This window comes from Pseudomonas sp. 43(2021), from assembly GCF_017490805.1.
Classification (GTDB): domain Bacteria; phylum Pseudomonadota; class Gammaproteobacteria; order Pseudomonadales; family Pseudomonadaceae; genus Aquipseudomonas.
The window spans coordinates 73,018-94,186 of the sequence record NZ_JAFGYJ010000002.1 but is presented as its reverse complement, the minus strand read 5'-3'; the positions used below and the strand labels follow the sequence as shown (position 1 = coordinate 94,186).

Below are 21,169 nucleotides of genomic sequence, written 5' to 3'. Positions count from 1 at the left end.
GGTACAGGCTATCTGCATGCGGTAAGCTTGAGCCCATGAACCTCGACACCCGCATCAAGTACCGCCACCTGCTGTGCTTCCTGGAGATTGCCCGGCAGGGCAGCCTGGCCAGGGCTGCCGACATCCTGGCAATCAGCCAGCCGGCCATCTCCAAGACCCTCAAGGAACTCGAAGAGCTGCTGGAAACACGCCTGTTCGCGCGCAGCCGCCAGGGCGTCGAGCTGACCCCGGCCGGCACGCGTTTCATGCGTTACGCCGGACCCAGCGTGCAAGCCCTGCGCGATGGCGTGAGCAGCCTGCGTGGTGAAGCGCGGGCGCCGTCGCAGGTGCGTATCGGCGTGCTGTCCACGGTCGAAGGCCTGCTCATGCCCGAGGTGCTGTGCCGCCTGCACCAGCGGCATGACGCGTTGGTGATCAGTGTGGTCACCGGGGTCAGCGCGCAACTGCTCGGCCAGTTGCGCCTGGGCGAACTGGAGCTGGTGGTCGGGCGCATGACCGACAGCCCGCAGATCCAGGGCCTGTCGTTCGAGCACCTGTACAGCGAGTCGATGAGCCTGGTGGTGCGGCCTGGCCACCCGTTGCTGGCCGGCACGCCGGTGGAGCGGGCGCAGGTGGGGCGTTACCCGTTGGTATTGCCGCCCGCAGGCACCACGATCCGCCAGCATGCCGACAGCCTGTTTGTGCAATGTGGCATCCAGATGCCGGCCCAGCGCCTGGAAACCCTGTCACTGGCGCTGAGCCGGCGCTACCTGCTGGGCAGCGATGCAGTGTGGGTGGCGCCGCGCGACGCGGTGCTGCTCGACCTGCGCCGGGGCGAGCTGGTCGAGCTCGACCTGGGTGTGCGCGAGCCGGGCGGCTCGGTGGGCATCTGCCGTAATGCTGCGTTGCCGCAGAGTCTGCCGGGGCAGTGGGTGTGCGAAGTGCTGCGCGAGGTGGCGGGGCAGTACCGTGAGGGCAATTACCCCTGAGGGCCAATGCAGGCTTCTCGGCATTCAGCGAAATAAATCCCCCGCAAAACCGGGCAAAGGCGGCACAACCGGTCAATACTGGCCAATGGCTGCACATCCTTTGATGAATAACCGTTTAACTACTGAACTTCCTTACCAAAACCCGCTCCTATGCCGGTAGCCATTGGTCATGGCCGCCTGCTAAGCTCGCGGCTTTACCCTGATTGCCCTTATGGCGCATGAACAAGGAAATAGCATGAAACAGCATCGTTTGGCGGCTGCGGTTGCCCTGGTAGGCCTGGTACTGGCTGGCTGTGATCAACAGACCAGCAGCCCCGAGCTGAAGACTCCGGCACAGAAAGCCTCCTACGGTATCGGCCTGAACATGGGCAAGAGCCTGGCTCAGGAAGGCATGGAAGACCTTGATTCGAAAGCAGTCGCCCTCGGCATCGAAGACGCCGTTGGCAAGAAAGAACAGCGCATCAAGGACGAAGAGCTGGTAGAAGCCTTCACCGCGCTGCAGAAGCGTGCCGAAGAGCGCCTGGCCAAGGCCAGCGAAGAAGCCGCCTCCGCCGGCAAGAAATTCCTTGAGGAAAACGCCAAGAAGCCAGGCGTGGTCACCACTGCCTCGGGCCTGCAGTACGAAGTGGTCAAGAAGGCCGACGGCCCGCAGCCCAAGCCGACCGACGTGGTCACTGTCCACTACGAAGGCAAGCTGATCGATGGCAAGGTGTTCGACAGCTCCGTCGAGCGCGGCAGCCCGATCGACCTGCCGGTCAGCGGCGTGATCCCGGGTTGGGTCGAAGGCCTGCAACTGATGCACGTCGGCGAGAAGTACAAGCTGTTCATCCCGGCTGAACTGGCCTACGGCGCGCAGAGCCCAAGCCCGCTGATCCCGGCCAACTCGGTACTGGTGTTCGACCTGGAACTGATCGCCATCAAGGATCCGGCCCAGCTGCAAGGCGCCGAGCCGGAAGCTGAAGCCCCTGCTGACGCTCCAGCCGAAGCGCCTGCCAAGTAACACTGGCTGGCCCACGCAAAACGCCCCGTCCTGACGGGGCGTTTTCGTTTGTGCAGGGTGGTTGGACGAACCTGCAACTGCTGATACTGTCCGAGGAAATGCAGCGTGAAGCAGCAAGATGCTTCTGACGCAAATCGTTTGCGACGTAGGCACCCATGGTGTGAAACGACTGTGTAAAAAACGCCCGATCTGACCGGGGCCCTTGCCTGGCAGGCACCCGGGGTCAGAAACGTCGCCCTGTTCACAAGGTTATCCACAATAAATGTGGATAACCTTTTCCGCCTGGAGGCTCCATGAGCGCACCCTGGAATTTCGCCCGTTTCCTGCCCTTGGCCGAGCGCCTGCTCAGCCGTGGCCGGTTGCCGGCCTTGCTGTTCGCAGTCGCCCGCAAAGGCCCGCGCATCGGCCAGCTGCGTGAAGACGTGAAGCTGCTGCAGTCATTGTGCCTGGCCTGGTGGCGCGGCGAGTACCGTGCCATCAGCCCCAGGGCCCTGGTCACCATCGTCGCTGGCCTGTTGTATTTCGTCAGCCCCATCGATGCCATCCCCGACTGGTTGCTGGGCGTGGGTTTCCTCGACGACATCGCGGTGCTGGGTTGGGTACTGAAGACCGTGGCCGACGAACTGGCGCGCTTCAAGGCCTGGCGCGACAGCCAGGCGCCCGAGCGGCTGCGTGTGGTCGAGCGCCTGCCGGCCACTCCCGAAGCCCTGCGTTTGGAGCGCAATACGCAGTGAAACTGGCCCGAGCTACTCCTCAACTGCACAGACCCCGGAGTTGGTAATATAATTGGCATAAGGGTTATGCCTACGGATTACATGCTGTAATCCTTTTTAAAGGGGTTTGTAATGGGTATTCAGGTCATCAGCCGGGACGGTCAGCCCGAGTACGCCGTCGTTCCCTGGGAGCAGTACCAGGCACTGCTCAAGGCTGCGGGGCAGGCGCCTGCCGAGGTGGTTGCCATTGAAGCGCAGGGCGATGCAGCCAGTGCGCCATTGCCGGCCTTCAGCGAAGTGGCACAGATTCGCCAGGCCAAGGGCATAGCCCCTGAGCAACTGGCGCGCAATGTCGGCGTGAGCCCGGCTTACCTGGCCATGATCGAATCGGGCGAACGCCAGCCTGATGCTGCCATCCGCCGCGCCCTGGCCTGGCATCTGGGGGTGGCTGGCTGGAGCGAGCCATCATGAGCCAGGTCAGGATCAGCCGTCAGCACTGGGATAACCTGCTGGGCGAGCTTGACCTGGCCCGTCGTCAACGTCACTTGCTGACATACCGAGCGTTGATCGAACGCTTGCAATTACCCAGCCCGGCCATGCAGACGCTGACCGCCGCGCTGGAGTACCTGGCGGTGCTGGACGCCCGCGCCGAGCAACCATTGCGCAGCTCGCTGGTGATCAGCCAGGGTGCCAGCCGTTTGCCGCGTACCGGCTTCTTCGAGTGCGTTGAACGGTTGGGCCGATTTTCCGGGCCGGTCGACGGCATGGAGGCGGCCTCATGGCATGCCTCCGAGGTGGTCAGGGTGTTCGAGTACAGCTACCCCGAATCGGCCTGAAGCGTTGCCTGTTCCGGCCTCTTCGCGGGCACGCCCGCTCCCACAGGTACAGCACAAGGCTCAAGATCCGTGATGAACCTGTGGGAGCGGGCGTGCCCGCGAAGAGGCCATAACAGGCAGTGCATGCCTGTGAATCAATCCACAAGCCCGGCCATCGGCATCCACCACCTCCAATGCCTCCAGGTGCTGATGCCGGCCAAACAGCTCCAGCAACTGCCCAATCGTGGCATTGAGCCGCACCGTCGGCTGTTCGGCCAACGGCAGCTTCATCAGCGCCGGTAGTGGCAGGCTTTCGCGCACCCCCAGCTCCTGCGGCCGCCCCAGCAGGTAACCCTGCACCAGGTCCACGCCCATCTCCATCAGCACCGCCAGCTCCTCCGCCAACTCGATGCCTTCGGCAATCACCTGCGCCTTCGACGCCCGGGCGATCTGCAATATCGACCCGACGAACTCACGCTTGAGCGGGTCGCGGTGGATGCCGTCGATGAAATGCCGGTCGATCTTCACATATTCGGGGCGCAGCTCCGACCACAGGCGCAGGCTCGAATAACCCGCCCCCAGATCGTCGATTGCAATCGAGAAGCCCATGTCACGGTAGTGGTGCAGGGCATTGGATAGCAGCTGGAAGTCGTCGGTCGGGGTATGTTCGGTCAGCTCGATCACCACCCGGCTGGGCGACAGGCCGACCTGCTCAAGCAGTTTCAGGGTCTGGCCGGATGGGTAATGCGGCTCCAGCAGCGTCTCCGGCGAGACGTTGAGAAACAGCTTGCCCTGCAACTGCTGTTCGCTGAAACGCCGGCAGGCGCTTTCCCGGCAGGCGGCCTCCAGCTCGGTCAGGCGACCGGCCTGGCGGGCGATGGTAAACAGGTTCAGCGGTGCGTGCAGTGGGCTGTTGGACGGCCCGCGGCTCAGCGCCTCATGGCCGTAAACCCGTTGTTCGCTCAGGCACATGATCGGCTGGAACAGACTGTGAATGCTGCGTTGAGCCAGGATGGCACTCAAGGCACTGAGCTGCTCGGCAACGGTCATGACGTATTCCTGAAAATGAAAGGGCCGGGCGTTTCCACGCCCGGCCCCTCCATTTCACGACAGCGCGATGACTGCTTGATGACAGGTCGCATTATTCTGCCATCATTGCCATTGCGCCTTACTTCTTGGCCACCTTGGTGCTCGCACTCAGGTAGTCGATCAGGATGCGACCGGTTTCCGACAGGTAGGCATCGTCTTCCGGCTTGGTGTTCTCATCCTCGGTCGGCAGCGCATCCTCGTCCTCTTTCTTCAGCTCTTTCAGCGGCTCTTCACCCTTGGCCTTGCGACGGATGTTTTCCAGCGCCAGCTGCTTGGCCTCGATCTCATCGTGGCGTGCGCGGCGGTCCTGCTCGTTGAGGCTGACGGTCTTCTCGTTCAGCAGCTTCTGGGTCAGGGCCAGGCGGTCGCGGATGTAGGTGAACTCCGCGTCCTTGTCGCTGCGGGCTTCATGCTGGGCTTTCAGCTGGGCCAGGAACGGCTTGAACGGATCGGCCGCCGGCTTGACTACCGGGCGGATGGTGTCCCACGGCATGGCCTCGGGCAGGGCGCTCTCGCCGATTTCCTTGGTGTCGATGATCGATGGGTAGTCGATGTCCGGCAGCACGCCCTGGTGCTGGGTGCTCTGCCCGGAAACCCGGTAGAACTTGGCCAGGGTCAGCTTCAGCTCGCCATGGTTGAGTGGCTGGATGGTCTGCACGGTGCCTTTGCCGAAGGTCTGGCCGCCGATGATCAGCGCGCGGTGGTAGTCCTGCATGGCACCGGCGAAGATCTCCGAAGCCGAGGCCGACAGGCGGTTGACCAGCAACGCCAGCGGGCCCTTGTAGAAGGCACCGGGGTTTTCGTCTTCCAGCACGTCGACGCGGCCGTCGCTGTTGCGTACCAGTACGGTCGGGCCTTTTTCGATGAACAGGCTGGTCAGTTCGGTGGCTTCCTGCAGCGAGCCGCCGCCGTTGTTGCGCAGGTCGATGACCACGCCGTCGACTTTCTCTTTCTGCAGTTCGGTGAGCAGTTTCTTCACGTCACGCGTGGTGCTCTTGTACTCCGGATCACCGGCGCGGTAGGCCTTGAAGTCCAGGTAGAAGGCCGGGATCTCGATGATGCCCAGCTTGTAGTCACGCCCGTCCTGCTTGAGCTTGAGCACCGACTTCTTCGCCGCCTGCTCTTCAAGCTTAACCGCCTCGCGGGTGATCGCCACGATCTTGCTGGTCTGGTCGCTAGGCGCGTTGCTGGCCGGGATGATTTCCAGGCGCACCACCGAGCCTTTCGGGCCACGGATCAGCTTGACCACTTCGTCCAGGCGCCAGCCGACCACGTCGACCATTTCCTTGTTGCCCTGGGCCACACCGATGATCTTGTCGGCCGGGGCCACCTGCTTGGTCTTGGCCGCCGGGCCTGCCGGCACCAGGCGCACGATCTTGACCTGGTCGTTGTCGCTTTGCAGCACCGCACCAATGCCTTCGAGCGACAGGCTCATGTTGATGTCGAAGTTCTCGGCGTTGTCCGGCGACAGGTAGTTGGTGTGCGGGTCGTAGGACTGGGCGAAGGTGTTGATGTAGGCCTGGAAGATATCTTCGGCACGGGTCTGGTCCAGGCGCGCCAGCTGGTTCTTGTAGCGCTTGGTCAGGGTTTCCTGGATCTGCTTGGGTTCCTTGCCGGCGATCTTCTGGCGCAGCACTTCGTCCTTGACGCGTTTGCGCCACAAGTCGTCGAGCTCGGCCTGGTCCTTCATCCACGGGGCATCCTTGCGGTCGATCAGCAAGGTTTCCTTGGCGTTGAAGTCGATCTTGTCCACGCCTTTGTTCAGCTCGGCCAGGGCGAAGTCCAGGCGTTGCTTGACGCGGTCCAGGTAGCGTTTGTAGATGGTGAAGCCCGGGTCGAGGTTACCGCTCTTGAGGAAATCGTCGAATTGCGTTTTCCATTTGTCGAATTCGGCAATGTCGGCAGCGGTGAAGTAGCTGCGCGCCGGGTCCAGCAGCTTGATGTAGCTGTCATAGATGATGACCGAGCGGGCGTCGTCCAGCGGCGGCTTGCTGTAGTGGTGGCGCTTGAGCAATTCCACCACGTTGAGGCTGGCGACGATCTCGTCGCGGTCCGGCTGCAGGCTGTCCCACTTGTTGGCGGCCGCCGCATTGCCGCCGAGCGTGAGGCTGCCCAGGCCGATCATCAGCGCCAGGGCGGTGCTTGGGAGGAAATGCTTCATGCTGATTCGACGTGGAGACAATTGATCACGCATAGTAGGCCGTCTTTTCTGTTCACCGGTTGCAAAAAACCGGATGCATACTGCAAAAAGCCTGGGGACTTGGCGTTCCCAGGCTCGGTCATATGATTCAACTATGGAGGCACTGTGAAGGCATTGCAAGGCGTTGACGGACATGTGGCCTGGGTCGAGGCCGAACGCCCGACCTGCGACGCGGGCCAAGTGCGCATTCGCGTGGCTGCTGCGGGGCTGAACCGCGCCGATCTGCTGCAGATGAAAGGTTTGTACCCACCACCGCCAGGCGCCAGCCCGTACATGGGCCTGGAGTGTTCCGGCGTGATCGAAGAAGTGGGCGCCGGTGCCGACTGGCGCGTGGGTGACCGTGTTTGCGCGCTGCTGGCCAGCGGCGCCATGGCCGAGGAAGTGGTGGTCGATGCCCGCCACGTGCTGCCGGTACCCGAGGGCCTGAGCCTGCATGAAGCGGCGGCGTTGCCGGAAGTGTATGCCACTGCCTGGCTGAACATCTTCCAGCTGGGTGGCGTGAAAGCTGGCGAGAAGGTGCTGGTGCACGCTGGCGCCAGCGGCGTTGGCTCGGCCGCGATCCAGCTGTGCAAGGCGTTCGGCAGCCCGGTGTGGGTCAGTGTCGGTTCGCAGGACCGCCTGGCCTACTGCGAGGCGCTGGGCGCTGCCGGTGGCGTGGTACGTAACGAGAACCTGGAGGCGCTGGAAGGTTTCGGCCCGTTCGATGTGATTCTCGACCCGGTGGGTGCCAGCTACGGCGAGCTCAACCTCAAGCTGCTGGCCCGTGACGGCCGCTGGGTGATCATCGGCCTGATGGGCGGGCGCAAGTTCGAGCTGGACCTGGCACAGGTACTGGGCAAGCGTCTGGAGATTACCGGTTCCACGTTGCGCAACCGCGATGACGGCTTCAAGGCCGAGCTGCTGCGCGAGTTGCAGCAGCAGGTGTGGCCGCTGTTTGCCGAAGGGCGCCTGTCGCCGCAACTGGTGGATACCTACCCGGTGGAGTTTGCCCAGGCGGCGTATGCCGAGCTTGAGACCAACCAGGTGTCGGGCAAGCTGGTGATGGTGATAGACCCTGGCCTGGCGTAGGCAGGCCCGGCCTCTTCGCGGGTAAACCCGCTCCCACAGGGATTACCACAGGCTTGAAAACTGTGTGGTCCCTGTGGGAGCGGGTTTACCCGCGAAAGGGCCGGTGCAGGCGATGCGATTACCTCAGGCCCAGCTCAGGATCGGCCACTTGTTGATCTCGGCATGCTCCCGCAACACCGCATCCGGGTTCACCACATGCGGATGATCCACCTTCAGCAACAGTGGTAAATCATTCCGCGAATCGGAATAGAAACTTGCCCCCTCCAGGTTCTCCTGCTCCTGGTCCAGCCACTCCAGCAACCGCGTGATCTTCCCTTCGCGATAGGTCAGTACCCCATGGGTGTTGCCGGTATACACCCCGTTCACCGCCTCCAGCTCGATCGCCAGGTACTCGTCCACCCCCAGCCGCGCCGCAATCGGCCCGACCAGGTGCGTACCCGAAGCCGAAATGATCAGGATGCGATCCCCGCGTTTGCGGTGCTCGGCAATGCAGCGGCAGGCGTCGCCGTAGATGATCGGCTCGATCACCTCTTCGACCCATGGCTCCACCAGGTGCTCGACCTCTTCCAGGGTACGCCCGGCAATCGGCTCCAGGCTGAAGGCCATGTACTCCTCCATGCTCAGGTGGCCCCTGCCGTAGGCTTCCATCAGTTCATGGTCGCGGCGCAGGAACGCCTTGCCGTCGACCCAGCCCAGCCGGGCCATCTGCTCACTCCACAGCGACGCGCAGTCGCCATGGATCAGGGTTTCATCCAGATCGAAAATTGCCAGTGCCATGTGTTGATGCTCCTTAGGCCACTTCCCGTAGCGCCGTGGGGTCGATCGACAAGCTTACCCGTTGCCCGTCCGCATGCAGGTCGGCCGGTGAGCGGTTGAGCACGTCGACCACCAGTTCCACCTCGCGCACCTGCACCCGGTAGCGGATCACGTTGCCCAGCAGGCTGTGGCTGCGCACTTCGGCGTCCAGTTCGCCGTTGATACCCAGGGTGATCGACTCGGGGCGGATCGCCAGGCGGCTGGCCACCGGGCGTTGCAGCAGGCGGCTGGCGCTGTCGGCGTCGAGCAGGTTGTAGTTGCCGATGAAGCCGGCGGCAAACAGGTCCACCGGCGCGGTGTAGAGGGTTTCGGCATCGCCGCTCTGGACGATGCGCCCCTGGTTCATCAGGAAGATGCGGTCGGACAGGGTCAGCGCCTCTTCCTGGTCGTGGGTGACGAAGATGGTGGTCAGCCCCAGCTCACGCTGGATGGCGCGGATCTGCTCGCGCAGGTGCTTGCGGATGCGCGCATCCAGTGCCGACAGCGGCTCGTCGAGCAGCAGCAGGCGCGGACGGGTGACCAGTGAGCGGGCCAGGGCCACGCGCTGGCACTGGCCGCCGGACAACTGGTGCGGGTAGCGCCCGGCGAAGTTGCCCAGCTCCACCAGTTCCAGCGCCTCGCGCACCCGGGCCTGGCTTTCATCGGCCTTGACCTTCTGCATGCGCAGACCGAAGGCGACGTTCTGCTCCACGGTCATGTTGGGGAACAGCGCGTAGCTCTGGAACACCATGCCAATGCCGCGCTTTTGCGGGCTCAGCGGCACGATGTCATGGCCGTCGAGCAGGATCTGCCCACTGTCCACCGGGGTTAGCCCGGCGATGCAGCGCAACAGCGTGGACTTGCCGCAACCGGACGGGCCAAGCAGGGTGACGAACTCGCCCCGTTCGATATGGCAGTCGATGTTCTCGAACACCGGGCTGCCGGCGTAGCTTTTTTGCAGTTTCTGTACGCTGACGAAGCTCATGTCAGGTCTTGTCCTTGTTCAGGCGGTTGGCGACCCAGGTCAGTACCAGCACGAAGGCGAAGTACGAGATCACCAGCGCGCTGTTGAAGTGGCCGCTGCTGTTGCGCATGTTGTTCAGGTACACCTGCAGGGTCTCGTAGCGGGTACCGACCAGCAGGTTGGCGAACACGAACTCGCCGAACAGGAACGAGAACGACAGCAGCAATGCCACCATCAGGCCCTTGCGCAGGTTCGGCAGGACCACCAGCAGCGCCGCCTGCCAGGTGTTGGCGCCCAGCAGCTGGGCGGCGTCCATCAGGTCGCGCAGGTTGATCGCCTGCAGGTTGTTGGTGATGGCCCGGTACATGAATGGCAGGGCGATGGTGAAGTAGCAGCCGATCAGGATCCACGGTGTACCGACCATGGCCATGGGCCCGCTGCCATACAGCTGCAGCAGCCCCACCGACGACACCACCGGCGGCACCGCGAACGGCAGCAGGATGAGGATGTTCATCAGTGCATCGAGCCTGGGGAAGTGGTAGTGCACCACGAACAGCAGCGGCAGGATCAGCACCACTGACAGCAGCAGCGCGCCCACGCACACCAGCAGCGACTGGCCGAAGGCAGCCAGGAAGCGCGGCTCGCTCCACAGCGCGATGTACCACTTGAAGGTCAGACCGCTGGGCAGCAGGCTGGCCGACCAGCTGGTGGCCAGCGAGTAGAGCAGGGTGCCAGCCAGCGGCAGCAGCAGGATGAGGAACAGCAGGTAGACCACGACGCGGTGGTACCAGCCGCCGGAACGGGCGTCAGCGCGCATGGTAGCTCCTTTTCAGCAGCCATTGATGCACCACCGTGACCAGTGTCATCAGCCCCACCAGGACCATCGCCAGGGCGCTGGCCAGGTTGGGGTCGAGGCTGATGTCACCGGCTACCAGGCCGGCGATGCGGATCGGCAGTACGTTGAAGTTGCCGGTGGTCAGCGCGTACACGGTGGCGTAGGCACCGAGGGCGTTGGCCAGCAGGATGACGAAGGTGCCCAGCAGTGCCGGGGTCAGCACCGGCAGGCCGATGTGCCGCCAGAACTGCCAGTGGCTGGCACCCAGCAGCGCAGCCGACTCACGCCAGTCTTCACGCAGGGCGTCGAACGCGGGGTACAGCAGCAACACGCCAAGCGGGATCTGGAAATAGGTGTACACCAGGATCAGCCCGCTCTTGGAATAGATGCTGAAGTCTTCCAGCAGGCCGACCTGCTTCAGCAGCAGGGTCAGTGCGCCGTTGAAACCGAGCAGGATGATGAAGGCGAAGGCCAGCGGCACCCCGGCGAAGTTGCTGGTCATGTTGGCGAAGGCGCTGACGAAGTCGCGCAGCTTCGAGTCCACCTGGCGCAGCGAGTAGGCGCCGACCGTGGCGATGACGATGCCGAACAGGCTCGACCAGAAGCTGATCTCCAGGCTGCGTTGCAGGGCCTGCAGGTAGAACTTCGAGGCGAACACCTTGCTGAAGTTGTCCACGCCCCAGCCCGCTTCCGATTGCAGGCTGTTGATCGCCACCCAGGCCAGCGGGGCGATCTGGAAGATGACGAAGAACACGGCGAACGGTAGCAGGCAGAGCAAGGCCAGGTAGCGGCCACGGGTGCTGCTGCTCTTGGCTGTAGTCACTTCAGCAGCTCCCGGCAGACGCTCTTGTCATGTGGCGCGCCGAGCAGCTCGCAGATGGTCCCGCACAGCTCGGTCTGCAGCGGTTTGGCTGCCGGGTCCAGGCTGAAGGCATCGCCGAAGACGAACAGCGGCACTTCGCGCTCCTCGGCCAGCAGGCCATTGTGCGAGCGGTCGTTGTTCATGCCGTGGTCGGCGGTGACCAGTACCTGGTAGCCTTCCTCAAGCCAGTCTGGCAGGTAGTCGGCCAGCAGGATGTCGGCGCTGCGCGCGGCGTTACGGTACTGGCTGCTATCCAGACCATGGCGGTGGCCGATGTCGTCGATACTCATCGGGTGCACCAGCAGGAAGTTGGGGGCGTGGCGGCGGCGCAGGTATTCGCCATCGGCCAGCAGGTGCGAATCGGGGTAACGGTCGTCCCAGTAGAACAGCCCGTGCTGAATCGGCAGCTTCGGCGCGTGGGTATGGCGGTCGCGCTGCGGGTCGAAGGGCGAGCGGTTGTACAGCTCGCTGATCCAGTGATAGGCCGCCGCCGCAGTGCCCAGGTTGGCCTCGCGGGCGTAATGGAACACGCTGCGCTGGTTGGACAAGCGGTTGACGTTGTTGTGCACGATGCCGCTGTCGATTGGTGGTACACCGGTGAGGATGCACTCGTACAGTGGCCGCGACAGCGACGGCAGTTCGCATTCCACGCGGTACAGCGCGGCACGGTCGGCCTCGACGTAGGCGTGCAGGTGGCCCATGGCGTGGTGGGCGACCTGGTAGTTGAGGCCGTCGAGCAGGACCAGGATGACGTTGTGTTGCATGGTGGCTCCAGTCATAAACCGCGTTGGCTTCTTCGCGGGTAAACCCGCTCCCACAGGGTCATGCGCCAGCCATGAGACGCGTGCTTTACCTGTGGGAGCGGGTTTACCCGCGAAAGGGCCCGTCCAGGCGCTAGAGAAGCTAGCCCCTTACTCCATCTCGATGATCACCTGCTCCTGCCACATCTGCGGCAGTTTCTTCGAGCTCGCTTCCCAGGCCTCGGCATTCTTGATCGGCTGCGCGGCCTTGTACTGTTCGTTGGGCAGCAACTTGGCCTGCACATCGTCCGGCAGCTTCAGGTGCTCGGCACGGATCGGCCGCGCGTGCCCCTTGGCCAGGTTGATCTGCCCGGCGTCGCTGAAGATGTATTCACGGGCCAGCTTGGCCGCATTCGGGTGCTTGGCGTACTTGTTGATGATGGTGGTATAGCCGGAGATCACCGAGCCATCCGACGGGATCAGTACGTCGAAACGCTTGGGGTCGATCTGTTCACGGTAGCTCAGGCCGTTGAAGTCCCACACCACACCCACTTCCACCTCGCCCTTTTCCAGGGTCTGGATGGTCGGGTTGGCCAGCGACAGGCGCTTCTGCTGGGCCAGCTTGGTGAACAGTTGCAGGCCCGGCGCCAGGTTGGTTTCGTCACCCTTGTAGGCGATCGCCGCAGCCAGCACGCCGTTGGCGGCCTGGGCGGCGGTGCCGACGTCACCGATGGCGACCTTGTACTTGCCTTTTTCCAGGTCATGCCACGAGGTTGGCCGCTCACCTTCCTTGACCAGGTCCTTGTTGATGATGAAGGCGATGGTGCCGGTATAGGCCAGCGCCCAATGGCCGTCCTTGTCCTTGGCCCAGGTCGGTACCTGGTCCCAGGTGCTCGGTTTGTATGCCTGGCTCACGCCCTTGCTCACGGCGATCGGGCCGAAGGCGGCACCCACGTCGCCGATGTCGGCGCTGGCGTTGTCCTTCTCGGCTTCGAACTTGGCGATTTCCTGGGCCGAGCTCATGTCGGTGTCGCTGTGCTTGAGGCCGTACTTGCTGGCCAGGTCTTCCCAGGTGCCTTTCCAGTTGGCCCAGGCGTCGGGCATGCCCACGCTGTTGACAGTGCCTTCCTTGCGGGCGGCGTCTTCCAGGGCCTTGAGGTCGGTGCCGGCGGCCATGGCCGTGGTGCACAACGCGATGGCCGAACCGAGCAGTGACGCCATGAAGAACTTTTTCATCCGAAGCTCCTTTGGGTGGGTGCCTTTGCGATCGTTGTTCTGGGTAAAACCGTTGCAAGCCGTTGACTGGCACCTTTGGTCTAGGTCAGCAAACCTTGAGCCAAGGTAGGCCGCTTGCATGACAGTTTGATGTAGGGACGGGCCGGTGAAGGCCCTGAAGCTACAGCGTAGACCACGCAACCAACCCGGTTCTGCTGGCTTGGCGCGTTTCTGGTAGTGTCTGGCCAAAGCCTTTGTCACAGGATGTTCATCAGCCCTGCCTAGGCTTGCACTATTCTCCACATGCCCTGTGATGGGGCTGGACTAGTCCAGATAGGTAACCTTTCGATGCAGTCGATGCCACCGCGTGCGGTAACAGCCATCTGCCATGCCTTGCAGGAGCAGATCGAGCACGGCCTGCTGGCGCCGGGCGGCAAGCTGCCGGCCGAGCGCAGGCTCAGCGAGGTATTCGATACCACGCGCATTACCCTGCGTGAGGCGCTGGTGCAGCTGGAAGCCCAGGGGCTGATCTATCGCGAAGAGCGCCGTGGCTGGTTCGTCGCGCCCGAGCGGCTGACCTACGACCTGATCGAGCGCAGCCACTTCCATGCCATGGTCCGCGACCAAGGGCGGGAGCCCAGTACCGAACTGTTGTCGGCGCGACTGCAGCCGGCCTCGGCGGCCATCTGTGCGCGCTTGCAGCTGCCAGCGTTGTCCAGCGTGGTGCGTATCTGCCGGTTACGGCGGATCGATGGTCGGGCGGTGCTGTATGCCGAGCACTACCTCAACCCCCGGTACTTTCCGGAGATTCTCGAACAGGACCTGGCGCAGTCGCTGACCGAGATTTATGGGCGGGTGTATGGCATCCAGTATGGGCAGGTGTGCTTCGAGATCTTGCCGACGGCGTTGCCGGTGGAGGCGGCCAGTGCCTTGAAGGTATCGGCGGGAAGCCCGGGGTTGCATATCACCCGGGTCAACAGTGACCAGCATGGGCACCTGATCGACTGTGACCTGGAGTATTGGCGGCATGATGCCATCCGCATCCGCGCTCAGGCTGGATGAAATGTTGGCCTCTTCGCGGGTAAATCCGCTCCCACAGGGACCGCACAGGTTTCAGCCTTTGCGCAGTACTTGTGGGAGCGGGTTCACCCGCGAAGAGGCCCTAACTGGAGGAACCGGCAGTCACTACCTGCACTGACAACCTTGGCGTTGCCAAATCCAGCCCGGCCTCATCCAGCTGCCGCTTCAACGCCAGGTTGAACGCCCGCGAAACCTCCCACTGCTTGATCGGTGCGGTCTTGAACCGCGCCCTCAAGATCGCCGAACCCGACTCGAAGCTCTCCACCCCCTGCAGCTCCAGCGGCGACCAGATGTTGCGGCGCATCAGCGGGTCGTTGCGCAGCTTCTGCCCCACCTCGCGAATCAGCGTGATCGCCTGGTCGATGTTCATGCTGTGCGGGATCGCCACGCGGAAGATCGCGTAGCCGAACTCGCGCGAGTAGTTCTTGATGCTCTTGATCTCGCTGAACGGGATGGTATGCACGATGCCGTCGATATCCCGCAGGCGCACGGTACGGATGGTCAGTCCCTCCACCGTGCCCAGGTGCCCGCCCACATCCACGTAGTCGTCGATGGCCAGCGAGTCCTCGATGATGATGAACAACCCGGTGATCAGGTCGGCCACCAACGACTGCGCACCAAAGCCGATGGCCAGGCCGATCACACCGGCACCGGCCAGCAGCGGGGTGACGTTCATGCCCATGTTGGCCAGGGCGACGATCACCGCGATGATGAAAATGACCACGAACATCACGTTGCGGATCAACGGCATCATGGTTTGCGCGCGGGCGTTGGCCAGGCCCCGGCGCGAACGCACCAGGGCGTGGTGCACGGCGGTGTCGGCCAGGATCCACACCAGCCAGGCGACGATCAGCGTGCCGGCCAGGCCCAGCAGGCGCACGCTGATGTCGTGGCCGTCGCCCTCGGCGAAGCCGATCATCGACAGGCCCCACACGCGCAGGCCCAGCTCGATGAACACCAGCCAGATGAACAGGTGCACCAGCAGGTAGCCGAAGTTGCGCAGGCGTTCGGCGTACACTGCCTGGCGCTTGCTGGCGCGCTTGGGGTTGGCGGCGTGGCGGCGCACCAGGCCGTTGAGCACCATGCACACCACCACCAGCACCGTGCACATCAGCGACTGGCGCAGGGCGGTGCTGGTATCGCCGGCCGAGATGAAGGTAGCGAACAGCGAAATCGCCACCAGGATCAATGCCGGCACGAACCAGAAGCTGCCGAGGATCTCGATGGTGTCGCTGAGGGTGCGCCGGGTCAGGCGCCGTGACAGCGGCTGGTTGCGGATCAGGTGGGCGATCGGGCGGCGGAAGCGCAGAATGAACAGCCCGGTGCACAGCGCCGCAATCACGTTGGCCAGGGTGGCCAGGGCGTGGGCCAGGTGGGTGCCGAGGGCGACAGTCAGGCGCGGGTCGCTCATCGCTTCGCCAAACGCGGCGAAGCTGCCGATCAGCCACAGCGGGCGGAACGCCTGGTGGCGCAGGATGTGCAGGGCGCGGTGGCGGTGCGGGCCGTCGAGCAGCGAGAAGGCGATCACGCAGATGGCCGAGAAGCAGGTGCCGACCACCAGCGCGTAGGCCAGCACCATGGCCAGCGATTTGCCCAGTGACGGTGGTAGCACGACGCTCAGGTACACGGTGAACACCAGTGCCACCAGCCACGGGCCCAGCTTGCGCAGGGCAAAGCGCACCAGGTCCCAGGTGCGCGGGTGCTGCGGCAGTTCCTCGCTCAGGCCAAAGCGCAGGCGTACCCGGTGGCCGACCCAGTTGAAGGCGTAGGCCAGCACGCTCCAGACGGCGATGACGGCGGCAAAGCCGAACAGGATGGCCGGCCACTGGTGTACCGGCACCATCAACTCGGTCAGTTCGGCCTGGGCCTGTTCGATTTCTGCGGCCCAGCGATGGAACGGGCTGGCATCGCCGCTGAACTGTTTTTCGAAGTCATTCAGGGCGCCGCCGATCAGGCCGAGCACGCCCTGTTCGACGGTGGGTTGCGATTGCCTGGTGGCGTCGCGCAGTTTTTTCAGGTCGGCCAGCAGCTTGGCCCGCTGCTGGTCGTTTTCCAGGTTCTTGATCACCTCGTCCAGCGACTTGCCCAACGGTTCGGTCGCTTCCGGCTGTGCGGGCGCACTGCCACCAAGCAGGCCGGGCAGGCCAGCGGCCTGTACCGGGGTGACAAACAGGAACAGCAGCAGGAAAAGGCAACGCAGAAGGGCAGGCACTGGCAAAACTACCTCAGGTCAAACGATTGACCGAGTGTAGAGGTTCACGACGGCAGTTGCTCCAGGATTTTCCAGCAGGTGAGGCCGAAGATACCCAGCGTGCCGACCCACATCATCAGTACGCCGATGTTGCGCTCGCGCAGGCTGAAACCGATGGTCAGCAGCATCAGGAACAGGAACACCGGCACGAACAGGGAAAGGAACGGGGACATGGACAGCAATCCTTTTGCAGTGGGGCCATGTAACAAGCATAGCGGGTGACAGGCGAAGCGGGATTGACCTTGAGCAGGCCTGGCCTCTTCGCGGGTAAACCGCTCCCACAGGTACCGCACAGCTCCTGAAGGTTGTGCGGTCCGTGTGGGAGCGGGTTTACCCGCGAAGAGGCCGGGCCTGACTACATCAAGGCAGCTCGCGGCTACGGTAGAAGGCGCTCAGCACTTTCACCAGGTGCGCCAGGTCATGGCTACCGCACAGCTCGCGAATCGAATGCATGGCAAAGGTTGGCAAGCCGATATCCACCGTACGCACGCCCAGGTGGCTGGCCGCAATCGGACCGATGGTCGAGCCACAGCCCATGTCGCTGCGCACCACAAAGCTCTGCACCGGCACTTCCTCGGCCATGCACAGATGGCGGAAGAACCCGGCGGTCTCGCTGTTGGTGGCGTAGCGCTGGTTGTTGTTCACCTTGATTACCGGCCCGGCGTTGAGCTTGGGCCCGTGGTTGCCGTCGTGCTTGTCGGCGTAGTTGGGGTGCACGCCGTGGGCGTTGTCGGCCGACACCATCAGCGAGCGCTGGATGGTGCGCACGTAGGCGTCGCCATCCGGCAGCAGGCGCTGCAGGGTCTGCTCCAGCATCGGGCCGTCGGCACCACAGGCCGAGCAGCTGCCGACTTCTTCATGGTCGTTGCACACCAGTACGCAGGTTTCGTCGCTGTCGGCGGCCAGCAGGGCCTGCAGGCCGGCGTAGCACGACAACAGGTTGTCCAGGCGCGCACCGGCGATGAAGTCGCCGTTCAGGCCGACCAGGGCGGCGTCCTGGGTGTCGTAGAAGCTCAGCTCGTAATCCAGCACCACGTCGGCGATCAGCTCGTGCTCGCGGGCCAGTTGCTCGGTGAGCAGGGCGCGGAAATCGATGCGCTCGTCACCCGCCACCTGGGCCAGGATGGGCGGCAGCTCGTTCTGCGGGTTGATCGCCCAGCCTTCGTTGGCGGTGCGGTTGAGATGGATGGCCAGGTTGGGGATGATCGCGATCGGCAGCTTGAAGTCGATCAGCTGGCTTTCGACCTTGCCGTCACGGCGATAGGTGACCCGGCCGGCCAGCGACAGGTCGCGGTCGAACCATGGCGCCAGCAAGGCGCCGCCATACACTTCTACACCCAGCTGCAGGAAGCCCTGGCGCTGCAGTTCAGGCTGCGGCTTGACGCGCAGGCACGGGCTGTCGGTGTGGGCACCGACCATGCGGATACCGTTCAGCAGTGGGGCTTGCTTGCCCAGCTTGATGGCGATGATCGACGAGTCGTTACGGGTGACGTAGTAGCGACCGCCAGGCACTGTGGCCCAGCTGTCGCGCTCGTCCAGGCGCTGGTAGCCGGCAGCTTCCAGGCGCTGGGCCAGGCTGGCGGTGGCGTGGAAGGGCGTGGGGGAGGCCTTGAGGAAGTCGATAAGGCCAGAATTCAGTGCGTCGCGCATAGCTCACTCCAGACAGCAGTGGCGCGAGTTTAGCGTATTAAGTCGACAAATTGTGTCTGCCTCTTCGCGGCTGCAGCCCCACAGGTACTGCACAACCCTCGAAAGCGGTGCGGTCCCTGTGGGAGCGGCTTTAGCCGCGAAGAGGCCAGTACAGGCTGTACACATTCAGAAGGGCGCAGGGCACTCGAACTTCAGCCGCTCCCCGGACACCGGGTGGGTAAAGCTCAGCATCGAGGCATGCAGGCACAACCGCTCATGGGCCGCCAGTGCCTCGGGGTTGGCATACAGCCGGTCGCCCAGCAGCGGGTGCCCGATCGACAGCATGTGCACGCGCAACTGGTGCGAGCGCCCGGTAATCGGTGTCAGTTCTACCCGGCAGTAATCACCGCAGCGCTCGACGATGCGCCAGAAGGTCAGCGCGTGCTTGCCCTGTTCGTGGTCCACCACATGCCGTGGCTTGGTCGGCGGGTCGTAGCGCAGCGGCAGGTCGATGCTGCCGCTGTCCAGCGCCGGTTGGCCCCAGCACAGCGCGGTGTAGGCCTTTTCGGTTTCGCGGTCGTGGAACTGGCGCGACAGCTCACGGTGGCTGTCGGCATCCCGGGCCAGCAGGATGATGCCAGAGGTTTCCCAGTCCAGGCGGTGCACGATCAGCGCGTCGGGGTAGCCGTTTTCCTGCAGGCGGGTGATCAGGCAGTCCTTGTTGTCCTCGGCGCGGCCGGGTACCGACAGCAGCAGGGTCGGTTTGTTGATCACCAGGATGGCGGCGTCTTCGTGCAGGATCTGGATGTTGGACAGCGGCATTGCTTGGTCTCGGTTATATCGGGGAAAACACTGGGGCCGCTTTGCGGCCCATCGCCGGCAAGCCAGCTCCCACAGGTACAGCGCGAACCCTGTGGGAGCTGGCTTGCCGGCGATGGGCTGCAAAGCAGCCCCAATGATCCAGGCCTGGTCGCGAAATCAGCGATCCGGCAAGGTGATGTTCAGCTCCAGAATCGAGCAGCTACCCTGGTTTTCCAGCTCGATATGCACATCATCGTTGCCGATGTTTACATATTTGCGGATCACTTCCAGCAGTTCTTTCTGCAGCGCTGGCAGGTAGTCCGGTTCGCTGCGTTGGCCGCGCTCGTGCGCCACGATGATCTGTAGACGCTCTTTCGCTACCGACGCGCTGGTCTGTTTCTGTCTGCCACGAAAGAAGTCAAAAAGGTTCATGGTTTACTTGCCTCCAAACAGGCGCGCGAAGAATCCTTGCTTCGGCACTTCGATGAACCGCAGGGGCTTTTCTTTGCCCAGCAGACGGTCGACGGTATCGCTATAGGCCTGGCCGGCATCGCTCTGGTCGTCGAGGATGACCGGGATACCCTGGTTGGAAGCCTTGAGCACGGCCTGGCTCTCGGGGATCACACCCTTGAGCTTGATCGCCAGGATTTCTTCGACGTCGGCGATGCTCAGCATCTCGCCCTTTTCCACGCGCTCCGGGTGGTAGCGGGTGATCAGCAGGTGTTCCTTGATCGGCTCTTCGCCATTCTCGGAGCGGCGCGACTTGCTCGACAGGATGCCCAGCATGCGGTCGGAGTCACGTACCGAGGACACCTCGGGGTTGGTGACCACGACGGCTTCGTCGGCAAAGTACATGGCCAGGTGTGCGCCTTTCTCGATACCGGCTGGCGAGTCGCAGATGACAAAGTCGAAGTCTTTCTTCAGCTCCATCAGGACCTTTTCCACGCCTTCCTGGGTTAGCGCGTCCTTGTCACGGGTCTGGCTGGCGGCCAGCACGTACAGGTTCTCGAGGCGCTTGTCCTTGATCAGGGCCTGTTGCAGGTTGGCTTCGCCGTTGACCACGTTGACGAAGTCATACACCACGCGGCGTTCGCAGCCCATGATCAGGTCGAGGTTACGCAGGCCCACGTCGAAGTCGACGATGACGGTCTTGTGGCCACGCAGTGCGAGGCCGGTACCAATGGCGGCGCTGGTAGTGGTCTTGCCCACCCCCCCCTTGCCGGAAGTAACCACGATAATCTTGGCCAAGGTGTTTCACCCCTAAAATAATCGGGACACAAGTCCCTGCAAAAATACAAAAAAATGGCAACGGTAAGAAAAGTTGCACTAAAAATGCTGGCAAGTATCCGTTAAAGACGGGTGATGTTCAACACGTCGCCAGACAGGCTGACTTGCACGCCGGTGCCCCACAGCGGGTCGCGGCGCAGGTCTTCGCAGACCTTGTACTGGCCGGCGATGGAGACCATTTCGGCGGTCATCTGCTGGCAGAAGATACGTGCCTTGGTATTGCCTTTGATGCCGGCCAGGGCGCGGCCGCGCATGGCGCCGTACACATGGATGTTGCCATCGGCCAGAAGTTCCGCCCCCGGGCTGACCGAACCGGTCACCACCAGGTCGCCGCCCTGGGCGTAGATCTGCTGGCCGCCACGTACTGGCGAAGTGATGATGCGGGTCGGGCGCACCTCGGGTTCAAGGATCGGCGGCGGGACCGGGGCCGGCTCGGGCTTCTTCACCTCGGGCTCGGGCTCCAGCGGCCGTTCGCGGGCGCCGGATGGCGGCAGCACCGGCAGGTCGATGGCGATGGCCGCGGCGATGTCTTCGATACGGCTGGCGCGGATGGCCAGGGTGCGCAGGCCGTGGTGGCGGCAGATCCGCATCAAGCCGGGCAGGTCGATTGCCCCTTCGCCGGCCGGCAGCTTGTCCAGCGCCAGCACCAGCGGCGTGTTGCTGAAGAAGTTCGGTGCCTGGGCGACTTTGGCCGCCAGTTGGCGGTCGAGGGCCTCAAGGTCATTGCGCGCCAGCTCCAGCACTGTAATGGCGAGCATGCTGCCCTTGAGCTGGAACACGGAGGCGGTATCGGGTGTGTGGTTTGGGCTCATGGTCTGCATAGACGGCTTGTTGCGAAAAAAGTGCCCTGACTTATA

General features: G+C 63.4%; 22 protein-coding genes. 7 read left to right on the top strand and 15 right to left on the bottom strand.

Annotation, left to right across the window (positions count from 1 at the left end; all coding sequences use genetic code 11):
• Positions 1 to 35 precede the first annotated feature (35 nt).
• The 5 genes from pcaQ (at position 36) to J5M71_RS01960 (ending at position 3,517) form a co-directional block, all read left to right on the top strand.
• Positions 36 to 968, top strand: a complete 933-nt coding sequence (gene pcaQ / locus J5M71_RS01980) for a pca operon transcription factor PcaQ (RefSeq protein WP_207829198.1) — start codon at positions 36 to 38, stop codon at positions 966 to 968.
• 235 nt (positions 969 to 1,203) lie between these two features.
• On the top strand, positions 1,204 to 1,968 hold the full coding sequence (locus J5M71_RS01975) for an FKBP-type peptidyl-prolyl cis-trans isomerase (RefSeq protein ID WP_063911580.1): 765 nt from the start codon (positions 1,204 to 1,206) through the stop codon (positions 1,966 to 1,968).
• Between the two features lie 293 nt (positions 1,969 to 2,261).
• Positions 2,262 to 2,702, top strand: coding sequence for a YkvA family protein (locus J5M71_RS01970; protein WP_112249352.1), 441 nt, complete (start codon positions 2,262 to 2,264; stop codon positions 2,700 to 2,702).
• Positions 2,703 to 2,813: 111 nt separating this feature from the next.
• Positions 2,814 to 3,152, top strand: coding sequence for a helix-turn-helix transcriptional regulator (locus tag J5M71_RS01965; RefSeq protein WP_063911581.1), 339 nt, complete (start codon positions 2,814 to 2,816; stop codon positions 3,150 to 3,152).
• A complete protein-coding gene (locus tag J5M71_RS01960; protein WP_063911582.1) occupies positions 3,149 to 3,517 on the top strand; it encodes a hypothetical protein in 369 nt (122 codons plus the stop codon). The genes J5M71_RS01965 and J5M71_RS01960 overlap by 4 nt, the downstream gene beginning before the upstream one ends.
• Positions 3,518 to 3,577: 60 nt before the next feature.
• On the opposite strand, the gene J5M71_RS01955 is transcribed toward J5M71_RS01960, so the two are convergent.
• Both J5M71_RS01955 and J5M71_RS01950 read right to left on the bottom strand, forming a co-directional pair.
• A complete protein-coding gene (locus tag J5M71_RS01955; RefSeq protein ID WP_207829189.1) occupies positions 3,578 to 4,546 on the bottom strand; it encodes an EAL domain-containing protein in 969 nt (322 codons plus the stop codon).
• A 118-nt stretch (positions 4,547 to 4,664) separates the two neighbouring features.
• Positions 4,665 to 6,746 (bottom strand): carboxy terminal-processing peptidase, encoded by a 2,082-nt coding sequence (locus J5M71_RS01950; protein ID WP_172827471.1) that lies wholly within the window; start codon positions 6,744 to 6,746, stop codon positions 4,665 to 4,667.
• Positions 6,747 to 6,890: 144 nt separating this feature from the next.
• On the opposite strand from J5M71_RS01950, the gene J5M71_RS01945 reads away from it, so the two are divergent.
• Positions 6,891 to 7,853 carry an NAD(P)H-quinone oxidoreductase gene (locus J5M71_RS01945; protein WP_207829181.1) on the top strand — a complete coding sequence of 321 codons (963 nt, stop codon included), beginning with the start codon at positions 6,891 to 6,893 and terminating at the stop codon, positions 7,851 to 7,853.
• 123 nt (positions 7,854 to 7,976) lie between these two features.
• On the opposite strand, the gene J5M71_RS01940 is transcribed toward J5M71_RS01945, so the two are convergent.
• From J5M71_RS01940 to J5M71_RS01915, 6 genes are all read right to left on the bottom strand, one after another.
• On the bottom strand, positions 7,977 to 8,630 hold the full coding sequence (locus J5M71_RS01940; RefSeq protein ID WP_207829179.1) for an HAD family hydrolase: 654 nt from the start codon (positions 8,628 to 8,630) through the stop codon (positions 7,977 to 7,979).
• Between the two features lie 13 nt (positions 8,631 to 8,643).
• Positions 8,644 to 9,633 (bottom strand): ABC transporter ATP-binding protein, encoded by a 990-nt coding sequence (locus J5M71_RS01935; RefSeq protein WP_207829177.1) that lies wholly within the window; start codon positions 9,631 to 9,633, stop codon positions 8,644 to 8,646.
• A gap of 1 nt (position 9,634) precedes the next feature.
• A complete protein-coding gene (locus J5M71_RS01930; RefSeq protein ID WP_063911588.1) occupies positions 9,635 to 10,429 on the bottom strand; it encodes an ABC transporter permease in 795 nt (264 codons plus the stop codon).
• Positions 10,419 to 11,270, bottom strand: coding sequence for an ABC transporter permease subunit (locus tag J5M71_RS01925; protein WP_207829175.1), 852 nt, complete (start codon positions 11,268 to 11,270; stop codon positions 10,419 to 10,421). Before J5M71_RS01925 ends, J5M71_RS01930 begins: the two co-directional genes overlap by 11 nt.
• Positions 11,267 to 12,073 (bottom strand): alkaline phosphatase family protein, encoded by an 807-nt coding sequence (locus J5M71_RS01920; protein WP_063911590.1) that lies wholly within the window; start codon positions 12,071 to 12,073, stop codon positions 11,267 to 11,269. The genes J5M71_RS01925 and J5M71_RS01920 overlap by 4 nt, the downstream gene beginning before the upstream one ends.
• Before the next feature lie 147 nt (positions 12,074 to 12,220).
• Positions 12,221 to 13,285: an ABC transporter substrate-binding protein gene (locus J5M71_RS01915; RefSeq protein ID WP_207829173.1), complete on the bottom strand. Its 1,065-nt coding sequence runs from the start codon at positions 13,283 to 13,285 to the stop codon at positions 12,221 to 12,223.
• 327 nt (positions 13,286 to 13,612) lie between these two features.
• On the opposite strand from J5M71_RS01915, the gene phnR reads away from it, so the two are divergent.
• Positions 13,613 to 14,326, top strand: a complete 714-nt coding sequence (gene phnR / locus J5M71_RS01910; RefSeq protein WP_063911592.1) for a phosphonate utilization transcriptional regulator PhnR — start codon at positions 13,613 to 13,615, stop codon at positions 14,324 to 14,326.
• A gap of 100 nt (positions 14,327 to 14,426) precedes the next feature.
• Here the strand turns inward: phnR and J5M71_RS01905 are convergent, their stop codons facing one another.
• From J5M71_RS01905 to minC, 7 genes are all read right to left on the bottom strand, one after another.
• Positions 14,427 to 16,556: a mechanosensitive ion channel domain-containing protein gene (locus J5M71_RS01905; RefSeq protein ID WP_207829171.1), complete on the bottom strand. Its 2,130-nt coding sequence runs from the start codon at positions 16,554 to 16,556 to the stop codon at positions 14,427 to 14,429.
• A 44-nt stretch (positions 16,557 to 16,600) separates the two neighbouring features.
• Positions 16,601 to 16,768, bottom strand: coding sequence for a hypothetical protein (locus tag J5M71_RS01900; protein ID WP_166674223.1), 168 nt, complete (start codon positions 16,766 to 16,768; stop codon positions 16,601 to 16,603).
• Positions 16,769 to 16,955: 187 nt separating this feature from the next.
• The gene (locus tag J5M71_RS01895; protein WP_207829169.1) at positions 16,956 to 18,245 is read right to left on the bottom strand and encodes a M18 family aminopeptidase; all 1,290 of its coding nucleotides are present in this window, start codon (positions 18,243 to 18,245) and stop codon (positions 16,956 to 16,958) included.
• Between the two features lie 165 nt (positions 18,246 to 18,410).
• The gene (locus J5M71_RS01890; protein ID WP_011532730.1) at positions 18,411 to 19,046 is read right to left on the bottom strand and encodes an RluA family pseudouridine synthase; all 636 of its coding nucleotides are present in this window, start codon (positions 19,044 to 19,046) and stop codon (positions 18,411 to 18,413) included.
• Between the two features lie 156 nt (positions 19,047 to 19,202).
• Complete coding sequence (gene minE / locus J5M71_RS01885) at positions 19,203 to 19,457, bottom strand: cell division topological specificity factor MinE (RefSeq protein WP_003252572.1); 255 nt, start codon at positions 19,455 to 19,457, stop codon at positions 19,203 to 19,205.
• Positions 19,458 to 19,460: 3 nt separating this feature from the next.
• On the bottom strand, positions 19,461 to 20,273 hold the full coding sequence (minD, locus tag J5M71_RS01880; RefSeq protein WP_013971423.1) for a septum site-determining protein MinD: 813 nt from the start codon (positions 20,271 to 20,273) through the stop codon (positions 19,461 to 19,463).
• Between the two features lie 101 nt (positions 20,274 to 20,374).
• Complete coding sequence (gene minC / locus J5M71_RS01875) at positions 20,375 to 21,133, bottom strand: septum site-determining protein MinC (RefSeq protein ID WP_063911594.1); 759 nt, start codon at positions 21,131 to 21,133, stop codon at positions 20,375 to 20,377.
• Positions 21,134 to 21,169 lie beyond the last annotated feature (36 nt).

Coding starts and splice junctions, on each gene's coding strand:
- J5M71_RS01970 (WP_112249352.1), top strand. CDS start 2,262: ATGAGCGCACCCTGGAATTTCGCCCGTTTCCTGCCCTTGGCCGAGCGC.
- pcaQ (WP_207829198.1), top strand. CDS start 36: ATGAACCTCGACACCCGCATCAAGTACCGCCACCTGCTGTGCTTCCTG.
- minC (WP_063911594.1), bottom strand. CDS start 21,133: ATGCAGACCATGAGCCCAAACCACACACCCGATACCGCCTCCGTGTTC.
- J5M71_RS01950 (WP_172827471.1), bottom strand. CDS start 6,746: ATGAAGCATTTCCTCCCAAGCACCGCCCTGGCGCTGATGATCGGCCTG.
- J5M71_RS01965 (WP_063911581.1), top strand. CDS start 2,814: ATGGGTATTCAGGTCATCAGCCGGGACGGTCAGCCCGAGTACGCCGTC.
- J5M71_RS01895 (WP_207829169.1), bottom strand. CDS start 18,245: ATGCGCGACGCACTGAATTCTGGCCTTATCGACTTCCTCAAGGCCTCC.
- minE (WP_003252572.1), bottom strand. CDS start 19,457: ATGAACCTTTTTGACTTCTTTCGTGGCAGACAGAAACAGACCAGCGCG.
- J5M71_RS01960 (WP_063911582.1), top strand. CDS start 3,149: ATGAGCCAGGTCAGGATCAGCCGTCAGCACTGGGATAACCTGCTGGGC.
- J5M71_RS01975 (WP_063911580.1), top strand. CDS start 1,204: ATGAAACAGCATCGTTTGGCGGCTGCGGTTGCCCTGGTAGGCCTGGTA.
- J5M71_RS01890 (WP_011532730.1), bottom strand. CDS start 19,046: ATGCCGCTGTCCAACATCCAGATCCTGCACGAAGACGCCGCCATCCTG.
- phnR (WP_063911592.1), top strand. CDS start 13,613: ATGCAGTCGATGCCACCGCGTGCGGTAACAGCCATCTGCCATGCCTTG.
- J5M71_RS01920 (WP_063911590.1), bottom strand. CDS start 12,073: ATGCAACACAACGTCATCCTGGTCCTGCTCGACGGCCTCAACTACCAG.
- J5M71_RS01935 (WP_207829177.1), bottom strand. CDS start 9,633: ATGAGCTTCGTCAGCGTACAGAAACTGCAAAAAAGCTACGCCGGCAGC.
- J5M71_RS01930 (WP_063911588.1), bottom strand. CDS start 10,429: ATGCGCGCTGACGCCCGTTCCGGCGGCTGGTACCACCGCGTCGTGGTC.
- J5M71_RS01915 (WP_207829173.1), bottom strand. CDS start 13,285: ATGAAAAAGTTCTTCATGGCGTCACTGCTCGGTTCGGCCATCGCGTTG.
- J5M71_RS01940 (WP_207829179.1), bottom strand. CDS start 8,630: ATGGCACTGGCAATTTTCGATCTGGATGAAACCCTGATCCATGGCGAC.
- J5M71_RS01900 (WP_166674223.1), bottom strand. CDS start 16,768: ATGTCCCCGTTCCTTTCCCTGTTCGTGCCGGTGTTCCTGTTCCTGATG.
- J5M71_RS01955 (WP_207829189.1), bottom strand. CDS start 4,546: ATGACCGTTGCCGAGCAGCTCAGTGCCTTGAGTGCCATCCTGGCTCAA.